The organism is Leptospira hartskeerlii (genome assembly GCF_002811475.1).
In the GTDB taxonomy this organism is placed as follows: domain Bacteria; phylum Spirochaetota; class Leptospiria; order Leptospirales; family Leptospiraceae; genus Leptospira_B; species Leptospira_B hartskeerlii.
On record NZ_NPDL01000004.1, the window covers coordinates 361,720 to 380,832 of the forward strand.

At 41.1% G+C, this 19,113-nt stretch carries 15 protein-coding genes; 2 read left to right on the forward strand and 13 right to left on the reverse strand.

Translation table 11 applies throughout. The features are described 5' to 3' along the window. From CH352_RS09405 to CH352_RS09435, 7 genes are all read right to left on the reverse strand, one after another. The gene (locus CH352_RS09405) at positions 1-1,467 is read right to left on the reverse strand and encodes an NADP-dependent isocitrate dehydrogenase (protein ID WP_100705032.1); all 1,467 of its coding nucleotides are present in this window, start codon (positions 1,465-1,467) and stop codon (positions 1-3) included. A 68-nt stretch (positions 1,468-1,535) separates the two neighbouring features. After that, the gene (locus CH352_RS09410) at positions 1,536-2,732 is read right to left on the reverse strand and encodes a molybdopterin molybdotransferase MoeA (protein ID WP_100705033.1); all 1,197 of its coding nucleotides are present in this window, start codon (positions 2,730-2,732) and stop codon (positions 1,536-1,538) included. After that, positions 2,729-3,676: a bifunctional molybdenum cofactor biosynthesis protein MoaC/MoaB gene (gene moaCB / locus CH352_RS09415; RefSeq protein ID WP_279305029.1), complete on the reverse strand. Its 948-nt coding sequence runs from the start codon at positions 3,674-3,676 to the stop codon at positions 2,729-2,731. Before moaCB ends, CH352_RS09410 begins: the two co-directional genes overlap by 4 nt. A 35-nt stretch (positions 3,677-3,711) precedes the next feature. Then, positions 3,712-4,482 (reverse strand): uroporphyrinogen-III C-methyltransferase, encoded by a 771-nt coding sequence (cobA, locus tag CH352_RS09420; RefSeq protein WP_100705035.1) that lies wholly within the window; start codon positions 4,480-4,482, stop codon positions 3,712-3,714. Positions 4,483-4,486: 4 nt separating this feature from the next. Next, positions 4,487-4,852, reverse strand: coding sequence for a nitrite reductase small subunit NirD (nirD, locus tag CH352_RS09425; RefSeq protein ID WP_100705036.1), 366 nt, complete (start codon positions 4,850-4,852; stop codon positions 4,487-4,489). Positions 4,853-4,861: 9 nt separating this feature from the next. After that, positions 4,862-7,375, reverse strand: coding sequence for a nitrite reductase large subunit NirB (gene nirB / locus CH352_RS09430; RefSeq protein WP_100705037.1), 2,514 nt, complete (start codon positions 7,373-7,375; stop codon positions 4,862-4,864). A gap of 34 nt (positions 7,376-7,409) precedes the next feature. Then, on the reverse strand, positions 7,410-8,624 hold the full coding sequence (locus CH352_RS09435) for a nitrate/nitrite transporter (RefSeq protein WP_100705038.1): 1,215 nt from the start codon (positions 8,622-8,624) through the stop codon (positions 7,410-7,412). A 339-nt stretch (positions 8,625-8,963) separates the two neighbouring features. Between CH352_RS09435 and CH352_RS09440 the strand changes: the two genes are divergently transcribed. After that, entirely contained in the window at positions 8,964-12,476 is a 3,513-nt protein-coding gene (locus CH352_RS09440; protein WP_100705039.1) for a nitrate reductase, read from the forward strand. A 27-nt stretch (positions 12,477-12,503) separates the two neighbouring features. Here the strand turns inward: CH352_RS09440 and CH352_RS19025 are convergent, their stop codons facing one another. From CH352_RS19025 to CH352_RS09465, 6 genes are all read right to left on the reverse strand, one after another. After that, entirely contained in the window at positions 12,504-12,680 is a 177-nt protein-coding gene (locus CH352_RS19025) for a hypothetical protein (protein ID WP_165780130.1), read from the reverse strand. 243 nt (positions 12,681-12,923) lie between these two features. Continuing rightward, positions 12,924-13,337, reverse strand: a complete 414-nt coding sequence (locus tag CH352_RS09445; RefSeq protein ID WP_100705040.1) for a nucleoside-diphosphate kinase — start codon at positions 13,335-13,337, stop codon at positions 12,924-12,926. A gap of 13 nt (positions 13,338-13,350) precedes the next feature. Then, entirely contained in the window at positions 13,351-13,836 is a 486-nt protein-coding gene (coaD, locus tag CH352_RS09450; protein ID WP_100705041.1) for a pantetheine-phosphate adenylyltransferase, read from the reverse strand. Next, positions 13,833-15,044, reverse strand: a complete 1,212-nt coding sequence (locus CH352_RS09455) for an argininosuccinate synthase (protein ID WP_008593880.1) — start codon at positions 15,042-15,044, stop codon at positions 13,833-13,835. The genes coaD and CH352_RS09455 overlap by 4 nt, the downstream gene beginning before the upstream one ends. A gap of 88 nt (positions 15,045-15,132) precedes the next feature. Then, entirely contained in the window at positions 15,133-16,713 is a 1,581-nt protein-coding gene (locus CH352_RS09460) for a DUF2779 domain-containing protein (protein WP_100705042.1), read from the reverse strand. Between the two features lie 32 nt (positions 16,714-16,745). Beyond that, positions 16,746-17,903: an ACP S-malonyltransferase gene (locus CH352_RS09465; RefSeq protein ID WP_100705043.1), complete on the reverse strand. Its 1,158-nt coding sequence runs from the start codon at positions 17,901-17,903 to the stop codon at positions 16,746-16,748. A 276-nt stretch (positions 17,904-18,179) separates the two neighbouring features. Between CH352_RS09465 and CH352_RS09470 the strand changes: the two genes are divergently transcribed. After that, on the forward strand, positions 18,180-19,112 hold the full coding sequence (locus CH352_RS09470; RefSeq protein ID WP_100705044.1) for an ABC transporter ATP-binding protein: 933 nt from the start codon (positions 18,180-18,182) through the stop codon (positions 19,110-19,112). Position 19,113 lies beyond the last annotated feature (1 nt).

Sequence of the window (19,113 nt, forward strand, 5' to 3'; positions counted from 1 at the left end):
TTATTCTCCACCACCTAAGGAGAAGGCCCTTTTCCCTTCGAACTTATATAGGTTATCCGTTTGGATACTGTCTAATCTTGCTTCCGAAATTCTAAGTAATAATTTTGCGATCTGTTCCGGGTTGATCTTAATAAAACCATCCCCTGAATCTGAATCCGGAGTTTCCGGATTTACGAATCTACATCTCCAATGATCCGTTAAAAAAGTTTCAGGCGCGCCGTTAGGATAGACTTTTACTCCTCTGTTAGTGATCATTCTCAACTTTAGATCTCCGGCGACTGTACCCAGCTTTTTAGCAAGTTCATCAGAAGTTCCAGGTGCCCAATCTAAAAATACATCCACTCCCACTAGTTCTTTTTGCAGAGTTTTTCTTTTGTATTCAGGAATATGGATCGCTTTTGCTTTTCCGAAAGAGATAGGTTTAAATTTTTCCGGAAGATGTCCTAGGTTTCCAATGACAGCTTCTCCGAATTCTTTTGTTCCGACTTTGATTCGACTTACGCCTGCTTTGTAAATATCTCCGGTGTGAATTCCTTCTTCGATAGTGAGTAACCATGCGTTTTGGATCTTAGCCGCGACATCCGGTTGTCCTAAGTGAACTAACATCATCACTGCGGCGTTGATAAGCCCGCTTGGGTTTGCTATGTTTTTTCCTGCAATATCCGGAGCAGAACCATGGATTGCTTCGAACATGGAGACAACTTCTCCAATATTTGCGGATCCTGCCATACCGACTGAACCTGCAACCTGAGCGACTATGTCCGAAATAATATCTCCGTATAAGTTTAAGGTGACTACCACATCGTAGGCTTGAGGTCTTTCCGCTAAGTGGGCTGCACCAATATCAATGATCTCACTTGCCGCTTCTAGATCGGGATATTCTTTTGCAATTTCTTTGAACACTTCATGAAATAATCCATCGGACTGTTTCATGATATTGTCTTTTACCATTGCAGTTACTCTTTTTCTCCCGTATGCTTTGGCGTATTCGAAAGCATAACGGATGATCTTTTCAGAGCCTGGTCTAGAGATTAATTTTAAACATTGAACGGTGTCGGAAGTTTGTTTGTGTTCTATCCCGGTATAAAGGTCTTCTTCATTCTCCCTTACGATAACCACGTCTAACTTAGGATGTTTTGTATCTACATAAGGATAAAGTGAAATACAGGGTCTAACGTTAGCGAAAAGTCCCAAGGTGGTTCGAACGGTTACGTTCAAACTTTTGTAACCTCCTCCTTGAGGAGTTGTGATTGGTGCTTTAAAAAATACTTTGGTGTCGCGGAGAATGTCCCAAGATGCGGGTTCTATTCCTGCGCTATGGCCTTTCTTATAGACTTGCTCTCCGATATCTATAAAGACCGGTTCAATGCTCGCACCTGCCGCTTCTAAGACCCTAAGAGTGGCGTCCATAATTTCAGGACCGATCCCATCTCCTTTAGCAACAGCGATTTTTTTCTTCGAGCTCATACCGACCGCCTCAAACGTTTATTCTATAGTCTTATTTCAATCGATGAGGCGCCCTGCGTCAATCTGGATTAAGCCCAGGGGTAGAATTCCAACAAATCTCCTTCTTTCAGATTTTCCGTCTCCGAAAATTGGACTCCGAGTCCGTCAGAAAAAATTCCTGCGCGGATATCACCGCTTCCGTTAAACTTCTTTTCCGATAAAAAGGTTTGGCCTTTGGTCTCATAAGATACTGGGAAAAACTCGGTCAGTTTATTTTTCTTTTTTCTTTCTCCCGCAAAAGGTAAGCAGATTGGTTTCTCCGAAGAAAGTCCCAAAAATTTTCGTATATAAGCTTCTACAAAAATACGAAAACAAACCTGAACACTGAACGGATTTCCGGGTAGACCGAAGACTGCCTGCTCGTTCTTTTTTCCAAACCAAATCGGTTTTCCAGGTTTGATCCTTACCTTATGAAAAATTTCCTTAACTCCGGAAGCTTCCAGAATTTTCGGAACCAAATCTAGATTTCCCATAGAAACTCCGCCGGATAGAATAAGAAGATCGGAATCTAAACCTTCCAATACTGCTTTTTCTAAAAGAATAGGATCATCACCTGCGCGAGTAACGGATAATGGAGTTATACCATATTTTTGTAATAAAGATCGGATAGAATAAGAATTAGAATCTCTGATCTGCCAAGGTTTTGGAATTTCGCCAGGGCCTACGATCTCGTTTCCTGTAGAGATGACTCTAACTCGAGGAAGTTTGGAAGTCTGAACCGAATATTTTCCCAAGGAAGAAAGCAAAGAAAGAATGGATGCGCTGATTAAAGTCCCTTCTTTTAAGATTTCCTGATCTTCTTTTAGATCTTCTCCTTGGATTGCTATATTGGAGAAGGAGCCGGATTTTTCCGTGCGAAAGCGGACCTGCTTCTTTCCATTAGAAATTCCTAAATCTTCAGAGTCCTCTATCTTTATAACTAGATCAAAACCTTCCGGGACCGGAGCGCCTGTCATGATGCGGATGGCTTCTTCTCCGCTTTCTAATTGAAACGATTCTCCTGCGTGTAATTCTCTTGTATAAGAATAAATTCGATCCTCGGAAAAACCTTCGGACTTTAAGGCAAATCCATCCATGGTCGCTCTATGAAAAGGTGGATAATCCCGATCCGCATAGATTTTTTCCCTTAGTATTTTGCCGAGAGAATTTTCGAGGTTTGTATTTTCAGAATAAGATGCACTCGCAGAAGATTCCACGAGTTTTAGCGCCTCTTGGACGGAGATCAATGTCCTTCTCCTCTCATCATTTTTTTTGCATGGAATACTGCGGGAAGAATTGCCTGTAAACTTTCAGTAGCTCCATTCGTGCTGCCTGGAACGGATACGACTAAGGTTTTTCCGATCCTTCCTGCGATAGATCTGGATAACATTGCAAATGGAGTTCTGTCTTGGCCGAAGGATCTCATTGCTTCCGCTATACCTGGGATTTCTTGTTCTAAGATCTCTTTTATTGCTTCCGGTGTATTATCCCTGGGCCCGAGTCCTGTTCCGCCTGTGGTGACGATCAGATCCAAACCTAGTTTAGACCATTCTAATATTGTGTTTCGGATCTGCTCGGGCTCGTCCGGAAGAATTTCGGATTTAATAGTTTCTACATCATGTTCTTTTAATAGATGTAAAATTGCCTTTCCGGAACCATCTTCTCTTTTTCCTTGGAAAGTAGAATCGGAACAAACTAGGATCCCTGCTTTGGAGCCGGCTGCAAATTTCGTGATCTGGGAATCCGTTTTGCCTCCCTTCTTCTCCAAAAGACGAATAGAGGAAATTTCCAATTCTTTATCGATAGGTTTTAGTAAATCATAAATAACTAATGAAGCTATACTTACGCCGGTCAAAGCTTCCATCTCTATGCCGGTTTTTCCGATAGATTTGGCGGTAGTTAAGATCCTGACAGCATTTTTGTCGGAGAGAACTTCGAATTCGATTTGGAAGGAATCAATGGAAACGGGATGACAATGAGGGATCAACTCTGCAGTTTTTTTAGAGCCTAGGAGTGCTGCCGCCTTTGCCACTCCGAAAAGATCTCCTTTTGGAAGAGTGTTTTCTTTAATCCTTATTATAGTTTCCGGTTTGCAGAATACAAAACCTTCTGCTTGGGCAGTTCGAAGAGTTGTTTTCTTTCCGGTAATATCGTTCATGCTTCCTCTTAGCGGGGATCCGCAGGAATCAATATAATTCAGCTCAGGAAAACTGCGAGTAGTTTTCCTTAACAGTAGGAAATACTACCTTCTTCTTTTAATCTTTGCAGCTCAGTGTAAAAATTCACGATTTCCCCGAAGATCAAAAGTGCCGGTGTCTTGATCTGAAATTCTTCCGCTTTTTCCAAACAAGTATCTACATTTGCTAATACTAATCTTTGGTTAGGAAGGGTGGCGTTTTCTATGAACGCCATCGGAGTAGAGCCTGAGTTTCCGGATTCTAATAAGTTTTCCCGAATACTTTCCAAACTGTTCAGTCCCATATAAACCAAAACAGTTTTACCTTCCAAGTTTAGACCTTCGAAACTTTCCGGATTTTTGCCGGTTTTTTTATGACCGGATAAGAAAAGTATTTCTCTCGCATATTCTCTATGAGTGAGCGGGATTCCTAAACTGGAAGCAGCCCCCGAAGCAGTAGTGACTCCTGCTAAAATTTCACATTCTATTCCTAAGGAAGTAAGATATTCTATTTCTTCTCCGGCTCTTCCGTAAATAGAAGGATCTCCTCCTTTCAAACGAACTATATTAGAATATTGTTTAGCATATTCTCCTAATTTTTGATTGATCTCTGTTTGGAGACAGCTATGTTGTCCGATCCTTTTTCCTACGTATTCTAAGACCGCAGACTTTTTACAATATTTCAAAACTCCTGCGGAAACCAGATCATCATATAAGACGACGTCTGCTTTTCTTAAAAGTTTTACTGCACGAACAGTGAGAAGGTCCGGATTTCCCGGACCTGCACCTACTAAATATACTTTTCCCGCGGAAGAATTCATACTCTTAACCCTGAGTTCCCGGGTCTTCGATCCCGATATAAACTGTTCCGTCCTCGATATGAACCGGATATGTTTTTACGGTATATTCTTCTCCGCTGATACAAGCACCGGTTCTAAGAGAGAAAGATTTTTTATGCATTGGACATGCAACCTTAGGCTCTCCCTGAGAATCGCCGATCATTCCTCTTGCTAAAACCATGTCCCCTGTGTGAGGACATTTGTTTTCACATGCATACCATTCATTTCTTGAACTGAAATGAAAGATCGCGATCTGTTCTCCGTAAACTTTGGCGCAGACTCCTCCATCTTCCGGAAATTCACTAACAGTACTAACGGGTATCCAAACAGGTTCTTTTGCGGTTGTATTCATTTTTATCTCCTAGTTCGAAACCAGTTCTTTTTTAGGCCAATCTACAGGACGTTTTTGTCCTCTTTCTTCGATGAAACGAACTGTAGGATCGGAGTCTTCGCTGTTTATGAAATGTTTATATCTCTTTTGTTTTTCAGGATCATCTACTACGTCTTTCCATTCGCAGACGTAGGTCCCAACAAGATTGTCCATTTCTTCTTCTAATGCTTTGTTGATTCCAAGTCTGTCGTTAATGACCACATCTTTCAGATATTCTATACCGCCTTCCAGTTGCTCCAACCATGCGGAAGTTCTTACAAGTTTATCCGCAGTTCTGATATAGAACATCATGAACCTGTCTATGTATTTAACGCAGGTCTCTTCATCCAAGTCTGCTGCAAGAAGGATTGCATGTTTCGGATTTACTCCTCCGTTCCCACCCACATAAAGGTTCCAACCTTTTTCAGTTGCGATGATCCCGAAGTCTTTGCCTCTTGCCTCTGCACATTCTCTGATACAACCTGAGACTGCTGATTTTAATTTATGAGGAGCTCTGATACCTCTGTATCTTTCTTCTATACGAATTGCAAATGCAGTACTGTCTTGAACTCCGTATCTGCACCAAGTAGAGCCAACACAACTTTTAACGGTACGCATCGCTTTACCGTACGCATGTCCGCTTTCGAAACCTTCTTCTACTAGATCTTTCCAGATGTCAGGAAGTTGATCCATTCTTGCACCAAGTAGATCTATCCTTTGACCACCGGTGATCTTGCAGTAGAGATCGTACTTCTTCGCGATCTGACCGATCACGATCAGCTTGTCAGGAGTAATCTCTCCGCCAGGGATACGAGGAACAACAGAGTACGTTCCACCTCTTTGGATATTTGCAAGATACTTATCGTTGGTATCTTGGATCTCTCTATGCTTTTGGATTGGTTCGTTGTAAATACTTGCAATGATAGAAGCCACGGCAGGTTTACAAACCTCGCAGCCATTTCCCATTCCATGAGTACGGATCATCTCTTCGAAGCTGCGGATTCCTTTTACCTTCGCGATCTGGAACAATTCTTGTCTAGAATATTTAAAATGTTCGCAAACATGTTCTGTGACAACTTTTCCTTGGGCACGAAGCTCTTCCTTCAAGATGGAATTCATCTGAGGGATACAACCACCACAACCGGTTCCGGCCTTGGTGCATTCTTTCAAACCTTTCAGATCAGAGCAAGAACCCGAACGGATCGCTCCTAAAAGATCTCCTTTAGAAACGTTATTACAAGAGCAGATCTTTGCATCGTCCGGAAGAGAACCGAATGCGGAACCTTCTTCAGATGGAGTTCCTACAATCAAAGACTCAGGCTCTGCGGGAAGTTCTACGTTATTTAAATAGAGAGTGAGAAGGGTAGAATATGCATCAGCATCTCCTACCAAGATCCCTCCCTTCAGTTTTTTACCGTCAGGAGAAAGAACTAATTTTTTATACACACCTGTGCGAGGATTTGTATAAGCGATCGGAAGATGTTCTGTTTGACCTAATGCATCACCGAAGGAAGCAACATCCACTCCGATCAGTTTTAGTTTTGTAGAAAGATCCGAACCTGCATAAGATTTCGTTTTTTGTCCAGGGCTGCAAAGATTATAAGCGAGTATCTCTGCCATTTCATAACCTGGAGCGACGAGTCCGTAGATCATTCCCTTATGAAGTGCAACTTCTCCGATTGCGTATACACCGTAGACGTTCGTTCTTAACTCGTCATCTACGATGATCCCGCCTCTTTGTCCGACTTCTATTCCTGAATTTTTTGCCAGTTCATCTCTAGGCCGGATCCCTGCGGATACGATCAACATCTCCACTTCTAAAACGGAACCATCTACGAATTCCAGACCTTGGAAACTTGAATCGCCTAATGCATGTTTTGTTTCTTTATTTAAATGAATACGGACGCCTAAGGATTCAATCTTAGATTTTAGAACGGAAGAAGCAGCCTCATCCAATTGTCTTGGCATCAAACGAGATGCGAATTCAACTACATGGCTTTCTTTTCCCATGTCTAAAACTGCTTTGGCAGCTTCTAAACCTAATAAACCACCACCAAGCACAGCTACTTTGGAAACTTGTTTAGCATAAGACATGATCTTTTCTAGATCTTCAATTGTACGATAAACAAAAACTCCTTGTTTATCCACGCCTTCGAAATTCGGAACAAAAGCGGAAGAACCGGTAGCGACTACCAATTCATCAAAAGGTAATTCAGTTCCGGCAGAAGTTGTTACTTTTCTGGAAACGGTATCTATTGAGATAGCAGGCTCAGAAAGTAATAAGCGGATCCCGTTGGTTCTATACCAATCGGAAGGAGAAAGATAAAGAGAATCTGCGGATCTATTCGTAAAATATTCGGAAAGATGAACTCGATCGTAAGCTCTTCTAGGTTCTTCTCCTAAAATAGTTACTTCAAATTTTTCAGTGCCACCGTATTCAGCGATTTTTTCGGCGAATCTGTGACCCACCATTCCATTCCCAAGAATTACTAACTTCCGTTTCATTTTTATCTATCTCCTTTCCCTTGAAGGAGCCGGCTTAAGCCGACTCCAATTCTAAGGATTCGTTTTTTCTATTTTTTCCCCAAACATAAGTATTCATCATGAATAAGAGGAAGGCGGATAACGCAACCACCACGGATAACACTACGAAACCAACGGAGAAAGTTCCTGAAATCGCTTTCAAACTTCCTAATAGATTCGGAACAAAAAATCCTCCCAAACCTCCGAACGCTCCGATAAATCCGGTGATGATCCCGATCTCTTTGCTGAATCTAAGCGGAACGAGTTGGAATACGGAACCGTTCCCTAAACCTAAGAAGATCATTAAAGTGATGAAGGTAGGAAGTATGATGCCTACTGAAGGTAACCAAGAGACCGCTATCAAACAAGAAGCAACTCCAGCGAACACTCCAAGTAAAACCGTTACTCCTCCGAATTTGTCGGAAAGATATCCGCCGATAGGACGGACCAAGCTTGCACCTAGGATACAATAAGATGTGTATAATCCAGTAGTGACTTTATCCACACCATATTGGTCATGAAAGAAGATAGGAAGGAAGCTTGCTATACCTACGAATCCACCGAACGTTACGCTATACAGCAAACAGAAGAATAAAGCGTCTCTGGATTTGATCGGTACCAAATATTGTTTTAAAGGTTTTTTAGAAATTGTTCCTGGACAATCTTTCGCAAAAAATAAGAAGAATATGAAAGCAAAAGCTAAAGGAATAAGAGCAATACCGAAAACGGCATGCCATCCATAGTTTCTGGCAAGATCGGGAGCAAAAAATGTAGCGATTACCGATCCGCTATTTCCAGCACCTGCAATTCCCATCACTAAGCCTTGGTATTCCTTAGGATACCATCTGCTCGCTAAAGGAAGAGCTACTGCAAAGCTTGCACCTGCAGTCCCTAATAATAATCCAACAAGGATTACTTCAGACAGAGTGTGAGCGAATTTCCAACCCAACAACAGAGTGAACATTGTGACGCCCATTCCGCAAAGACCGACGATCTTAGATCCGTAACGATCAGAAAGTAGTCCTAAGGGGATTCTCAATAATGTTCCTCCTAATAGGGGAACGGAAACCAACATACCCTTTTGCGCAGGGCCTAGTTTGAATTCTTCCGAAATAAAGACGCCTAAAGCGGCAAGCAGCATCCATACCATGAAGCTGAAGTCAAAGTATAGAAAGGAGCTCACGAGCGATGGAAAGTGGCCGATTGACAGAAATTCACGAAATTTTTTCATTTAAAAGCTCTCCGTTAACGAGCAGAAACGCTCACATACAGCTTATAGCAAAAGTCGTGCCAAGTATCTCGGATAGTTTTTGAAAAATATTATATTAGGATAGAATCATATAAAAATTTAGATTAACCCCTTCTTTTTCGAACGTATATTAAAATTTTACGTTTCACGAATCCGAGAATAAAGAACAAAATAGCTAGAAATTATGCATATTTCGTACATCATGCTTAATAAAAATACGTACAATTTGAAATCGCTCACTTTCTATTCGGAAATGCTGCAAGTTTAGATGAACTGAATATAAAATTTATTAATTGGCACAAAAATTGCTATAAATGCATTGTGAACACAGAAAATGGATTTCGAAGCACCTGTTCCTATTGCGGAGTCGGATGCGGTGTATTGATTCAAAAAGAGAGTGAAACCAGTTTTACGGTCGAAGGAGATCCGGATCATCCTGCGAATAAAGGAATGCTTTGCTCCAAAGGAATGAATTTGCATCACACCGTTTTGGATAAAAGTGACCGGCTTTTGCATCCAATGGCAAGAAATCCTAAAACGGGAGAATTGCAAAAAACGGACTGGGATTCTGCACTAGGAGAGATCGCTTCTCGCTTTAAGAATCTGATTAAAGAATACGGACCTGATTCGGTAGGCTTCTATGTTTCCGGGCAATTATTGACGGAAGAATATTATGTGGTGAATAAACTCACCAAAGGTTTTTTAAATACAAATAATATAGATACGAACTCAAGGCTTTGTATGAGCTCTGCAGTCGTAGGTTATAAGATGTCCTTGGGTGAGGACAGTGTTCCGATTTCTTACGACGATATAGAAATTGCAGATTGTTTTTTGATAGCGGGTGCCAATCCTGCATGGTGTCATCCGATCCTTTTTAGAAGGATAGAAGCTAGAAAAAATTCAGATCCGAATGTCAAGATCATCGTGGTCGATCCTAGAAAGACGGAGAGCTGCGAGAGTGCAGACTTACATCTTCAGATCATACCTGGAACCGATATATTATTATTCAATGCAATTGCAAGAAGTCTGATAGAGACGGATTCCTTAGATCCTAATTTTATCAAATCACATACGGAAGGCTTCGAAGAACTAAAGGAAAAAGTTTTTTCGATCAGTATGAAAGAATATGCGGACTCTTGCGGAGTCTCAGAAGAATCCATCAGAGAAGCGGCGAGTCTGATCTCTAATTCAAAAGGATTTTTAACTCTTTGGGCAATGGGCCTGAATCAAAGTGTGGTTGGAGTTAATAAAAATTTAGCGTTAATTAATTTGAATCTGATTACGGGGAAGATCGGCAAACCCGGGTCCGGTCCTTTCTCCTTAACTGGACAACCAAATGCAATGGGTGGAAGAGAAGTAGGCGGCCTATGTAATCTTTTGCCAGCCCATAGAAATCTTGCGGATGAAAATCATAGAAAGGAAGTAGCAGATTTCTGGGGAGTGGAATCTATTCGGGATAAGCCAGGTTATTCGGCCACGGAAATGTTCGAAAACTTAAAGAACGGAAAGATGAAAGCAATCTGGATTGTTTGTACAAATCCAACCGTAAGTCTTCCGGATGCAAGGACTGTAGAGGCCGGACTTCGAAATGCTGAGTTAGTAGTTGTCCAAGATATTTCAGATCGACATGAATCGATTTCATTTGCTCATTATGTTCTTCCTGCAGCCGGTTGGACTGAAAAACAAGGTACCATGACCAACTCAGACAGGCGAATAACGTATCTACCTAAGATTTTCAATCCTCCAGGAGATGCAAAGGCAGATACTTGGATACTAACAGAGTTTGCAGAGAAGATGGGTTTCGGTGCTTCTTTCAATTATAAAAGTGAAGAAGAAGTTTTTTTAGAACATTGTCTTCTTACTAAAGGTACAAATATAGATATCGGAGGTTTGGACTATTCTATCTTAAAAGAAAAAAGATCAGTGCAATGGCCGTTTCCTTCCAAGGATCATGAGGGAACTCCAAGATTATTTTCCGACGGAAAGTTTTATCGTCCAGGTGGAAAAGCAAAAATACATTCGGTAGAACCGGAAGATACTTCTGAAAAAACAAACGAGGATTTTCCTTTAATTCTTACTACAGGCAGGATCAGGGACCAATGGCATACAATGACCCGAACTGGAAAGGTAAGAAAACTCAAAGAACATAAAAGAGAACCTTATCTAGAGATCCATCCGACTGATGCAAAAGAAAGAGGGATTATAGAATCACAGATTGTAGAAGTCAAAAACGAAAGAGGAAGTGTTCGAGTTAGGGCTACGCTCACTGAGAGTATCCGACAAGGGACCGTATTCTTACCTATGCATTGGGGAAGGAAGAATGGAAATGATGAGGCGAGAGCAAATAATCTTACAAGCTCAAAGTTCGATCCATTTTCCAAACAGCCAGGATTTAAAATTTCCGCAGTAGAAGTTCTTCCTTATAAAAAACCTAAGGAAAAAATCCTGATTATTGGCGGCGGTAACGGAACTCTTGCGTTCCTTAGAAAGTTCAGGGCAATCTCTCCGGATGATGAGATCACTGTATTATGCAAGGAAGAACATCCATTTTATAATCGTATTCTATTGCCCGATCTGATCAGCGGAGATAAACAATTCTCCCAGTTATCTGCAGTTAGTGAAGAAGAGATAGAATCTTGGAATATAGAAGTTAAATCATCTATTTCAGTCTCAGAGATCCTTCCGGAAGGAAAGAAGGTCAGAGATTCCCAGGGAAACACGTATTCTTATAATAAACTGATTATCGCAACCGGTAGTAGGCCTTCTATTCCTAAATATATTCCCGAGAAGATGCTTGGGATCTTCAGTCTTCGTTCCAAAAACGATGCCGATCGGATCAAAGGATTTTTTGTTCCAAATACTCATGCGTTGATTGTGGGAGGAGGGTTGCTAGGTTTAGAACTTGCAGCTGCATTAAGAACTTTGAATGTAAATGTGACTGTTCTTGTAAGAACGGATCGATTGATGTCCAAACAGTTGGATGAGATCTCCGCGGAAATTTTGCGAAGAGAAGTAGAAGCAAGAGGGATCCAGATCTTATTTGATACCGAAATTTCTAAAGTGTATGGATCAGAAAGATTGGAGAGCGTAAAATTCAGAGACGGTTCCAGCATTCGTCCGGACGGGATTGTATTCGCAGTAGGAACGGTCCCGAATTTGGAACTAGCAAAAGAAGCGGGGATTAATTGTAAGTCCGGAATTATGGTGAACGATTTCTTACAATCTAGCGATCCGGATATTTATGCAATCGGAGAAGTCGCTGAACATTCTACAGGAATGTATGGAACTGTTGCAGCTACGGAAGAACAGGCTGAATTTGCGGCTTGGCATATGTATGGATATAAGATCGGTTCTTATTCAGGCTCGATGCATTCTAATCTTTTAAAAATCCCCGGACTGGAATTGGTGTCTTTAAGATTGCCTGATGTTCCAATGGATGAGGCAGGCCCCGAATATGAGGCGATTGTATTCTTCGATAAAAGAAAGGGCCGCTATAAAAAATGTATTATCAAAGGAGATCGTTTGGTTGGAGCAATCTTGGTAGGAGACAAGTCCGAGTTTTCCGAATTCAAGGCAATGATCTCCTCCGGTATTGAGCTAGGAGATAAGAGAGATAGACTTTTGACGGGATCTTCTCCGCTAAAACCTCCAATAGGTGCATTGGTATGTTCTTGTAATGGAGTAGGAAAAGGTAATATAGAAGAAGAGATCCGAAATGGAGTCTGCGATCTTAAGACTGTTTCTGAAAAGACTGGTGCTGGAACAGGTTGTGGAAGTTGTAGACCAGAGATATTGAAAATTTTAAGAGAATCCGGAGCGGTCGCTCCGGCCTAAAGAACTTTCAAAAGACGAAGGATTAGATCACTCTATATCCAGATCTATATCGGGTTTTTCCGCTATAAAATCGTCTTGGGAGTAGATCACTTCCAAAACGTCGTCCATCCAATCCGGGGAGCCGTCGAACAAAGTATCCTTCGTTCTGTATTTTTCTATGATACGGCTGTGCTTGATGATTTGCTCTTTGGTAGCTGCGTTCATATTATTAGATTCGGCTGAAATGGTGGTTTTATTTCGCCTACGTAGGAAAAATAGAGAAAGATATTTCCAAAAAGTACAAGAAAAATTCGTTATAATCCGGATTTTTTTCTCCGACAAGAACGTCGGTCATAGAAGGTTCTTATATAGAACGAGTGTTAGGTTGTAGTATATTAGAAGATAATAATAAAAAACCCGGTGGTCTTTTTGGGGACACCGGGTCTATAAAAGGGAAGATCGGTTCTATTAGAACAGTTCGTTTCCTTTAAAGAAGAAGCTGATCTCTAATGCAGCGTTATCGTCCGAGTCAGAACCGTGCACTGCGTTTGCTTCTTTACTTTCTGCAAATAATGCTCTAATTGTGCCTGCAGCAGCTTCTTTAGGATCGGTAGCTCCGATCACGTCTCTCCAATGTTGAACAGCATTGTCTCTTTCCAGAGCAGCAGCAACGATCGGTCCGGAAGACATATAGTTGCAAAGGTCATTATAGAAAGGACGAGCGGAATGCACTTTATAGAATTGTTTTGCGTCTTCTAAAGAAAGTTTAAGGTATCTTAGTCCTAAAATTTTGAATCCTTCTTTTTCGATCCTTTGTAGGATATCGCCGACATGTTTGTTTTTCACTCCGTCGGGTTTGATCATGATAAATGTTCTAGCCATTTTTATTCCTTAGTTACTTGTGGTATAATTTTTTAAGTAATGCTTTGCTTACGTGATCCGGGACTTGAGCGGATACATCCCTTCCATGTCTTGCCACTTCTTTTACGATTGTAGAAGATACGAAAGAATAGTCGTTTGAGGACATTAGGAAGATTGTTTCTACTTCCGGAGCGAGCTTTTTATTCATTAGAGAAATAGCATATTCGTAATCAAAATCGGTGACTGCTCTAAGTCCTCTGATGATACTTTTGGCTCCTCTCTTTTTGCAATAGTCCACTGTCAATCCTTCGAAAGTGTCTATTTCCAGATTGTCCCAACCCTTGGTCGCTTCTCTAATGAATTCTACTCGTTCTTCTATGGAAAAAAGAAGACTTTTATTGGAGTTTACCGCGACACCTATGATCACTTTGTCGAATAGACCTACAGACCTTTGGAGAATGTCCAAATGTCCTCTAGTCAAAGGATCGAAGGAGCCAGGATAAACAGCAATTCTTGTCATTTTCTTCGCAGCCTCGCAGCTTCTTTTGCGGGAAGTCCGTATAAGTTAATAAAACCTTCGGCGTCTTTTTGGTTGTAAAGTTCTTCTTTTTCGAAAGTTGCCATTTCAGGATTGTAAAGTGAAACGGAGGATTTTCTTCCTACAATGATGCAGTTTCCTTTATATAGTTTCACCTTTACTGTTCCGGTTACGAATCTTTGAGTTTCAGAGATAAATGCTCTAACTGCAGCCATTCTAGAAGAGAACCAATGTCCATTATAGATCAACTCAGCAAATTCTGCGGATAATTTATCTTTATGATGTTGTGTGTCTCTGTCTATAGTGATGGATTCCAAGTCTCTATGTGCATGGAATAGAATTGTCCCGCCCGGAGTTTCGTAAACACCTCTGGATTTAATTCCTACGAGTCTATTCTCAACGATGTCCACTCTTCCGATCCCGTGTTTTCCACCGATCGTATTTAGAGTATCCACTACTTGGTAAGGATCCATTTTCTTACCGTTTACTGCTACGCAATTTCCCTCAACGAAGTCGAGTTCTACATATTCAGGAGAATCAGGCGCCTTCTCCGGAGAAACAGTAAGAAGGAACATATCCTCGTTCGGTTCTCTATAAGGATCTTCTAATATTCCACCTTCGTAGGAAATATGCATCAGGTTCCTGTCCATGGAGTATGGTTTGGAAGCTGTTACAGGTACTGGAATGCCTTTTGATTTTGCGTATTCTATTAGGTCGGCTCTTCCTCCGAAGGACCAAGTCCTCCAAGGAGCTATAATTTCTTTTTCGGGAGCCAAGGACTTGAATGCCAACTCGAAACGAACTTGGTCGTTTCCTTTTCCAGTCGCGCCGTGAGCGAATGCATCTGCTCCTTCTTTTTTACCGACTTCTACCATCGCTTTTGCGATCAATGGCCTTGCTAAAGAGGTTCCGAGCAAGTATCTCATCTCGTAGATCGCATTTCCTTGGATGGCGGGATAGATAAAGTCCCTTGCGAATTCTAAACGAAGATCTTCTATATAAACTTTGGAGGCTCCGGTTTTGATCCCCTTTTCTTCCAGGCCTGTGAGCTCTTCTTTCTGGCCAACGTCTGCGGTGAATGCCACCACTTCACAGCCATAGGTTTCCTTTAGCCAGGTAAGAATTACGGATGTGTCCAATCCGCCGGAATATGCTAATACGATTTTCTTTATGTTCTTTTGAGCCGCCATTCTAAGGATAGGGAATTCGCTGGACCCCTCCCGACAAGTCCGATTTTGGTTGGAATTCCTCTATTAAGAATCGATTCGGAAGGAATTGTCATAATTTTTCGGGCCAGTTTAACTTCTCCGCTAAAGCCCTAAGAATGAGAATTAAAGCATAGGTATCCATCTTGCAATACGCGATCAAGTCGGACTCTACTCTTTTCTTTTCTTGTTCCGAAACATTCTCCGTTTTGATCCTTAAAAATTCGGAGTTAGCAATATGGCCGGCGTTGATCGCAAGTTCCTTATAATTCGCGCCGGTGAGAACAGGAAGAACAACCTTTAAAGAAGTAGTTCCTGCTTGGGCGGGATGATAATAATGGTAGTCCCAAAATGGTTTTGCTAGGTCCGAAAAGTCGTGTTCTATGGACTGGAACCATTCTTTAAATTTCGGATAAGCTTGGACTGATTCTTTTAGACAACGTTTTTCGAAACTATCATTGAATGCGAGAATGGTGCCTCCCGGTTTGATATGAGAGGAAAGCGATTCTAAGATGCCGAATCTTGGATCATTATCATGATCATCCAAGTAGATATATTCTTCCGGTTCTTCATTCAGGTCTTTCCGGATCACATGCAATGAATATAAAAAAGGTACATGCTGGAATGGATGTGTATCCTTGTAGACAGGCACAGGTGGATTAATGGTCTCAAAGTCCAAACAATATAAAGGAAACTTTAACTGATTTAGATAGGATACGAGCGCATCCCGATCTAAATATTCTTTTCCAGTTTTTACCGCTTCTACTTGGATTTTTTGTCGATAAGTAAATTCGGAATCAGGTTCTACTTCGGATAGATTTCGAATACCTTGGTTCCAAAGCGTAAGAGTGAGTTCCTTTCCTTCTCTCAGAGTAAATAGATCGCCAGGAGGAGAATCCGAATAACAGGATTCGGGATGGGTACAATTTCTGGGATGTTCGCAATGTTTGGAGAAGGTAGTAGAAGGAATTTTATCATTTTCTAATACTTCCAGAAGTTTGTAGGCTTTTTCTTTGGTATCTTCGAGATTCGCTAAAGTTTCCTTACTACAGTCCTTTTTGTGGAATAGTCGATTCGGATCTATTTCGGTTCCAGTATACGAATAATCGGAACTTACAGTCCATACTTGGGTAGAATGTACCTTATAACCTGCTTCTTCCAAAACCATTCTGATAAATGAAAGTTCCGAGATATGAGTTCTTTTGGCTGAGGAAGAAGCTTTGACGATAATTACCTGCCAACCTTCTTCATATGGAATTAGAAAGTCAGCTCTGGTATCGAAAAATTTTGTTCTGACGCAGGCACCTTTGACGGGTTGTTTTGAATCTAAGTAAGATCTGGTTTTAGCGTCTTTATATCCTGCATGTTTTGCATCGAGGAAAAGATTGCCTGCAATATCTTTGAGTAAGGATTTTTGTTTGGGGGAAATGAACTGATTGGAAATATCGAATTCGTGATTCGGTTCCTTTAGGAATTTCCAAAATTGTAATTCACAATGTTGTCCAGTTTGAAAAGCGGATCTTCCTAATAGAGGAAGTTCTTTTTCTCGATAAGGAGCCAGAACATCGAATAAAAGTTTTCGTCTGAGAGATTCCGGAAAGAGAAAAGACAACCGCCGAATTGAGGTTCTTAGTAATTTAGGAACCGAATCCATAGCGGAGTCTTTTCTTTTCCGATGGGAAAAGTTTAAGCCAAAAGTACCTTGATGTCTTTCGGACTGGATGCGCTATAAATCTTGTTTTCAGAAGTTCCCAAGTTTGCTTGGGTTAATTTTTGAGAAACAACACTTGGTCCAAAATCGATACCGACTAACTTAGGAGTTTTAACGAAGGTAGTAGTCGCTTTATCCCAATGAAGAGCTTTGATCAAAACTTCTCTAAATAGAGGTAAGCTGATGTCCGCTTCGTTCTGATAGTTTCTTCCGTCAAAGATAGAATAAACCGGGATCTTTAAATCGGAACCTTTGTAGCTGAATCCGATCCTTTCCATATCTTTTGGAACAGTCTTTTCAGTCTCATCCATGATCGGGCAATGGAAAGGTGCGGTAGTTCTCAAATAGACGAATTTTACTTTTTTCTCATCCATCTCTGCTTTGAACTTTTTACGGAAAGCAAGAAGGGCTTCCGGATTTCCGGAAACGATATTCGAATCAGGAGTGTTGAATAGAGAAACATAAATTGCTTTAGTTCCGCTGAGTCCAAGTTCCGCATTTGTGCTTTGAACTCTTTCAGAAAGTTCAGCAGCGGTGTAGCCGATAACTGCAACCATTGGAGCAGGCTGTTTGTCTCCGATCTCTTCGTTACCTTTTAGAACTTCTTCAGAAGGATTAAAAATCCCGTAAAGTTCCTGAGCTCTGTATCCAAGATATAGAACGAATTTCAAAAATTTAGTATATTCTTTATAGAAGTCGGCGCCTTCTTTTCCTAATGCGATCAATACTGCAGGAATGATCCCTTGGCTATGACCGGTTGCTCCCGCAGCGTTTGCGATAAGTTCGGAAGTTGCGAAACCTTTATTAACTAAAGAGACGTAATTTGCTGTTTGTGTGAGGAAGATACCTACGATGGAAACTGTAGCGCTGCAGAGATAGTTTTCGTCAGGAGCAGATTCAGGGTTTTTGATCCAGGATTCGAAATCGTATCCTTGAGAGATGATATCTTTTCTTAAGCTAGGAACTTCTTCTGCTAGAGCTTTGAAAGCAGTATCAAATAATTCTTTTAAAGAAGGATCTGTTTCGTAAAGTTTAGAAAGTTCCTTCAACCAAGGAGAACCCTGGCCTCCGAATTGCAAAAATAGTTTATTGCCTTGAGTTTTTGCTTCGTTCAAAAAGTTTGCTACTGCCATACTATGCCTTGTTATAAGTCGTTAGAAGATGCTTTTCTTTCCAGCCTTGGGTCGCAATTCTTTTTTAAAGAGCTTTTTCGTCCTGAATGGCGTTCGTAAAGAACGACCGTTCCACTAAACATCCTATAATTCCCGTGAGATCCCTTAAAACCTTTTGGTTTGGCCTTTCTCCGGGAAAATGATTGACCTAGTCGGGTCCGCATGAGGTTATTCTTTCCGAAACCCTTCTAATTAGAAATATCTTCCAATCTCCGGTAGGACCGGACAGAAAACAATATGATAAAAGTAAGGAACCTTTCCAAATTTTACGGAGAGAAATTAGCCATTGATCGCCTGAATTTCGAACTCAAAGAGGGAGAGATTGTAGGCTTGCTTGGCCTTAATGGTGCGGGAAAAACAACCACGATCCGGATACTCACCGGTTACTTGATGGCAACCGACGGACTATGCGAGTTCAACGGACTGAACACATTCGAACATCCTATTGATGTAAAGAAGAAGATAGGTTATCTTCCGGAAACTCCTCCTCTTTATCCGGAATTAACTGTGATAGAGTATCTCACTTTCGCAGCTAGGATTAAACAGATCTCGGAAGAAGATATTTCTTCCGAACTGAATCGAGTTTTAGGTCTTACCGATCTTACACAAGTGAAGGAGAAGGTGATCGAAACACTTTCACTTGGATTCAGAAAGAGAGTGGGGATCGCTCAAGCTATTTTAGGAAATCCTGAAATTATTATTATGGACGAACCTATTTCCGGCTTGGACCCGAAACAAATAGTAGAAATTCGTAATTTAATTCACGGTTTGAAAGAAAATCATACAATTCTTCTTTCTAGCCATATCCTTCCTGAAGTTTACAAAACCTGCAATCGGTTCCTTTTCCTACATAAAGGAAGATTGGTATACCAATGTGATCGCCAGGAATTGGAAAGGGAGATGGAAAATCTTTCCGGTCTAGAAGTAACTTTATCGGGAAAATCCAGATCTGAAACTGAAGCCTATCTGAATGGCATCGCGAGCAAATCGGGCGCGACTTTCAAATTCGTAGGAGAAGATTCAGTAGGTTCAACTTTTCTGATAAACACTTCTTCCGAAAGGAAGTTTAAAGAAGAATTATATTCCGGAATTTCTTCCTCCGGCATTCTGCCTGAATTTATTCGTAAGCAGGATGTGACTTTAGAACAAATCTTTATGAACAAGGTTTAAT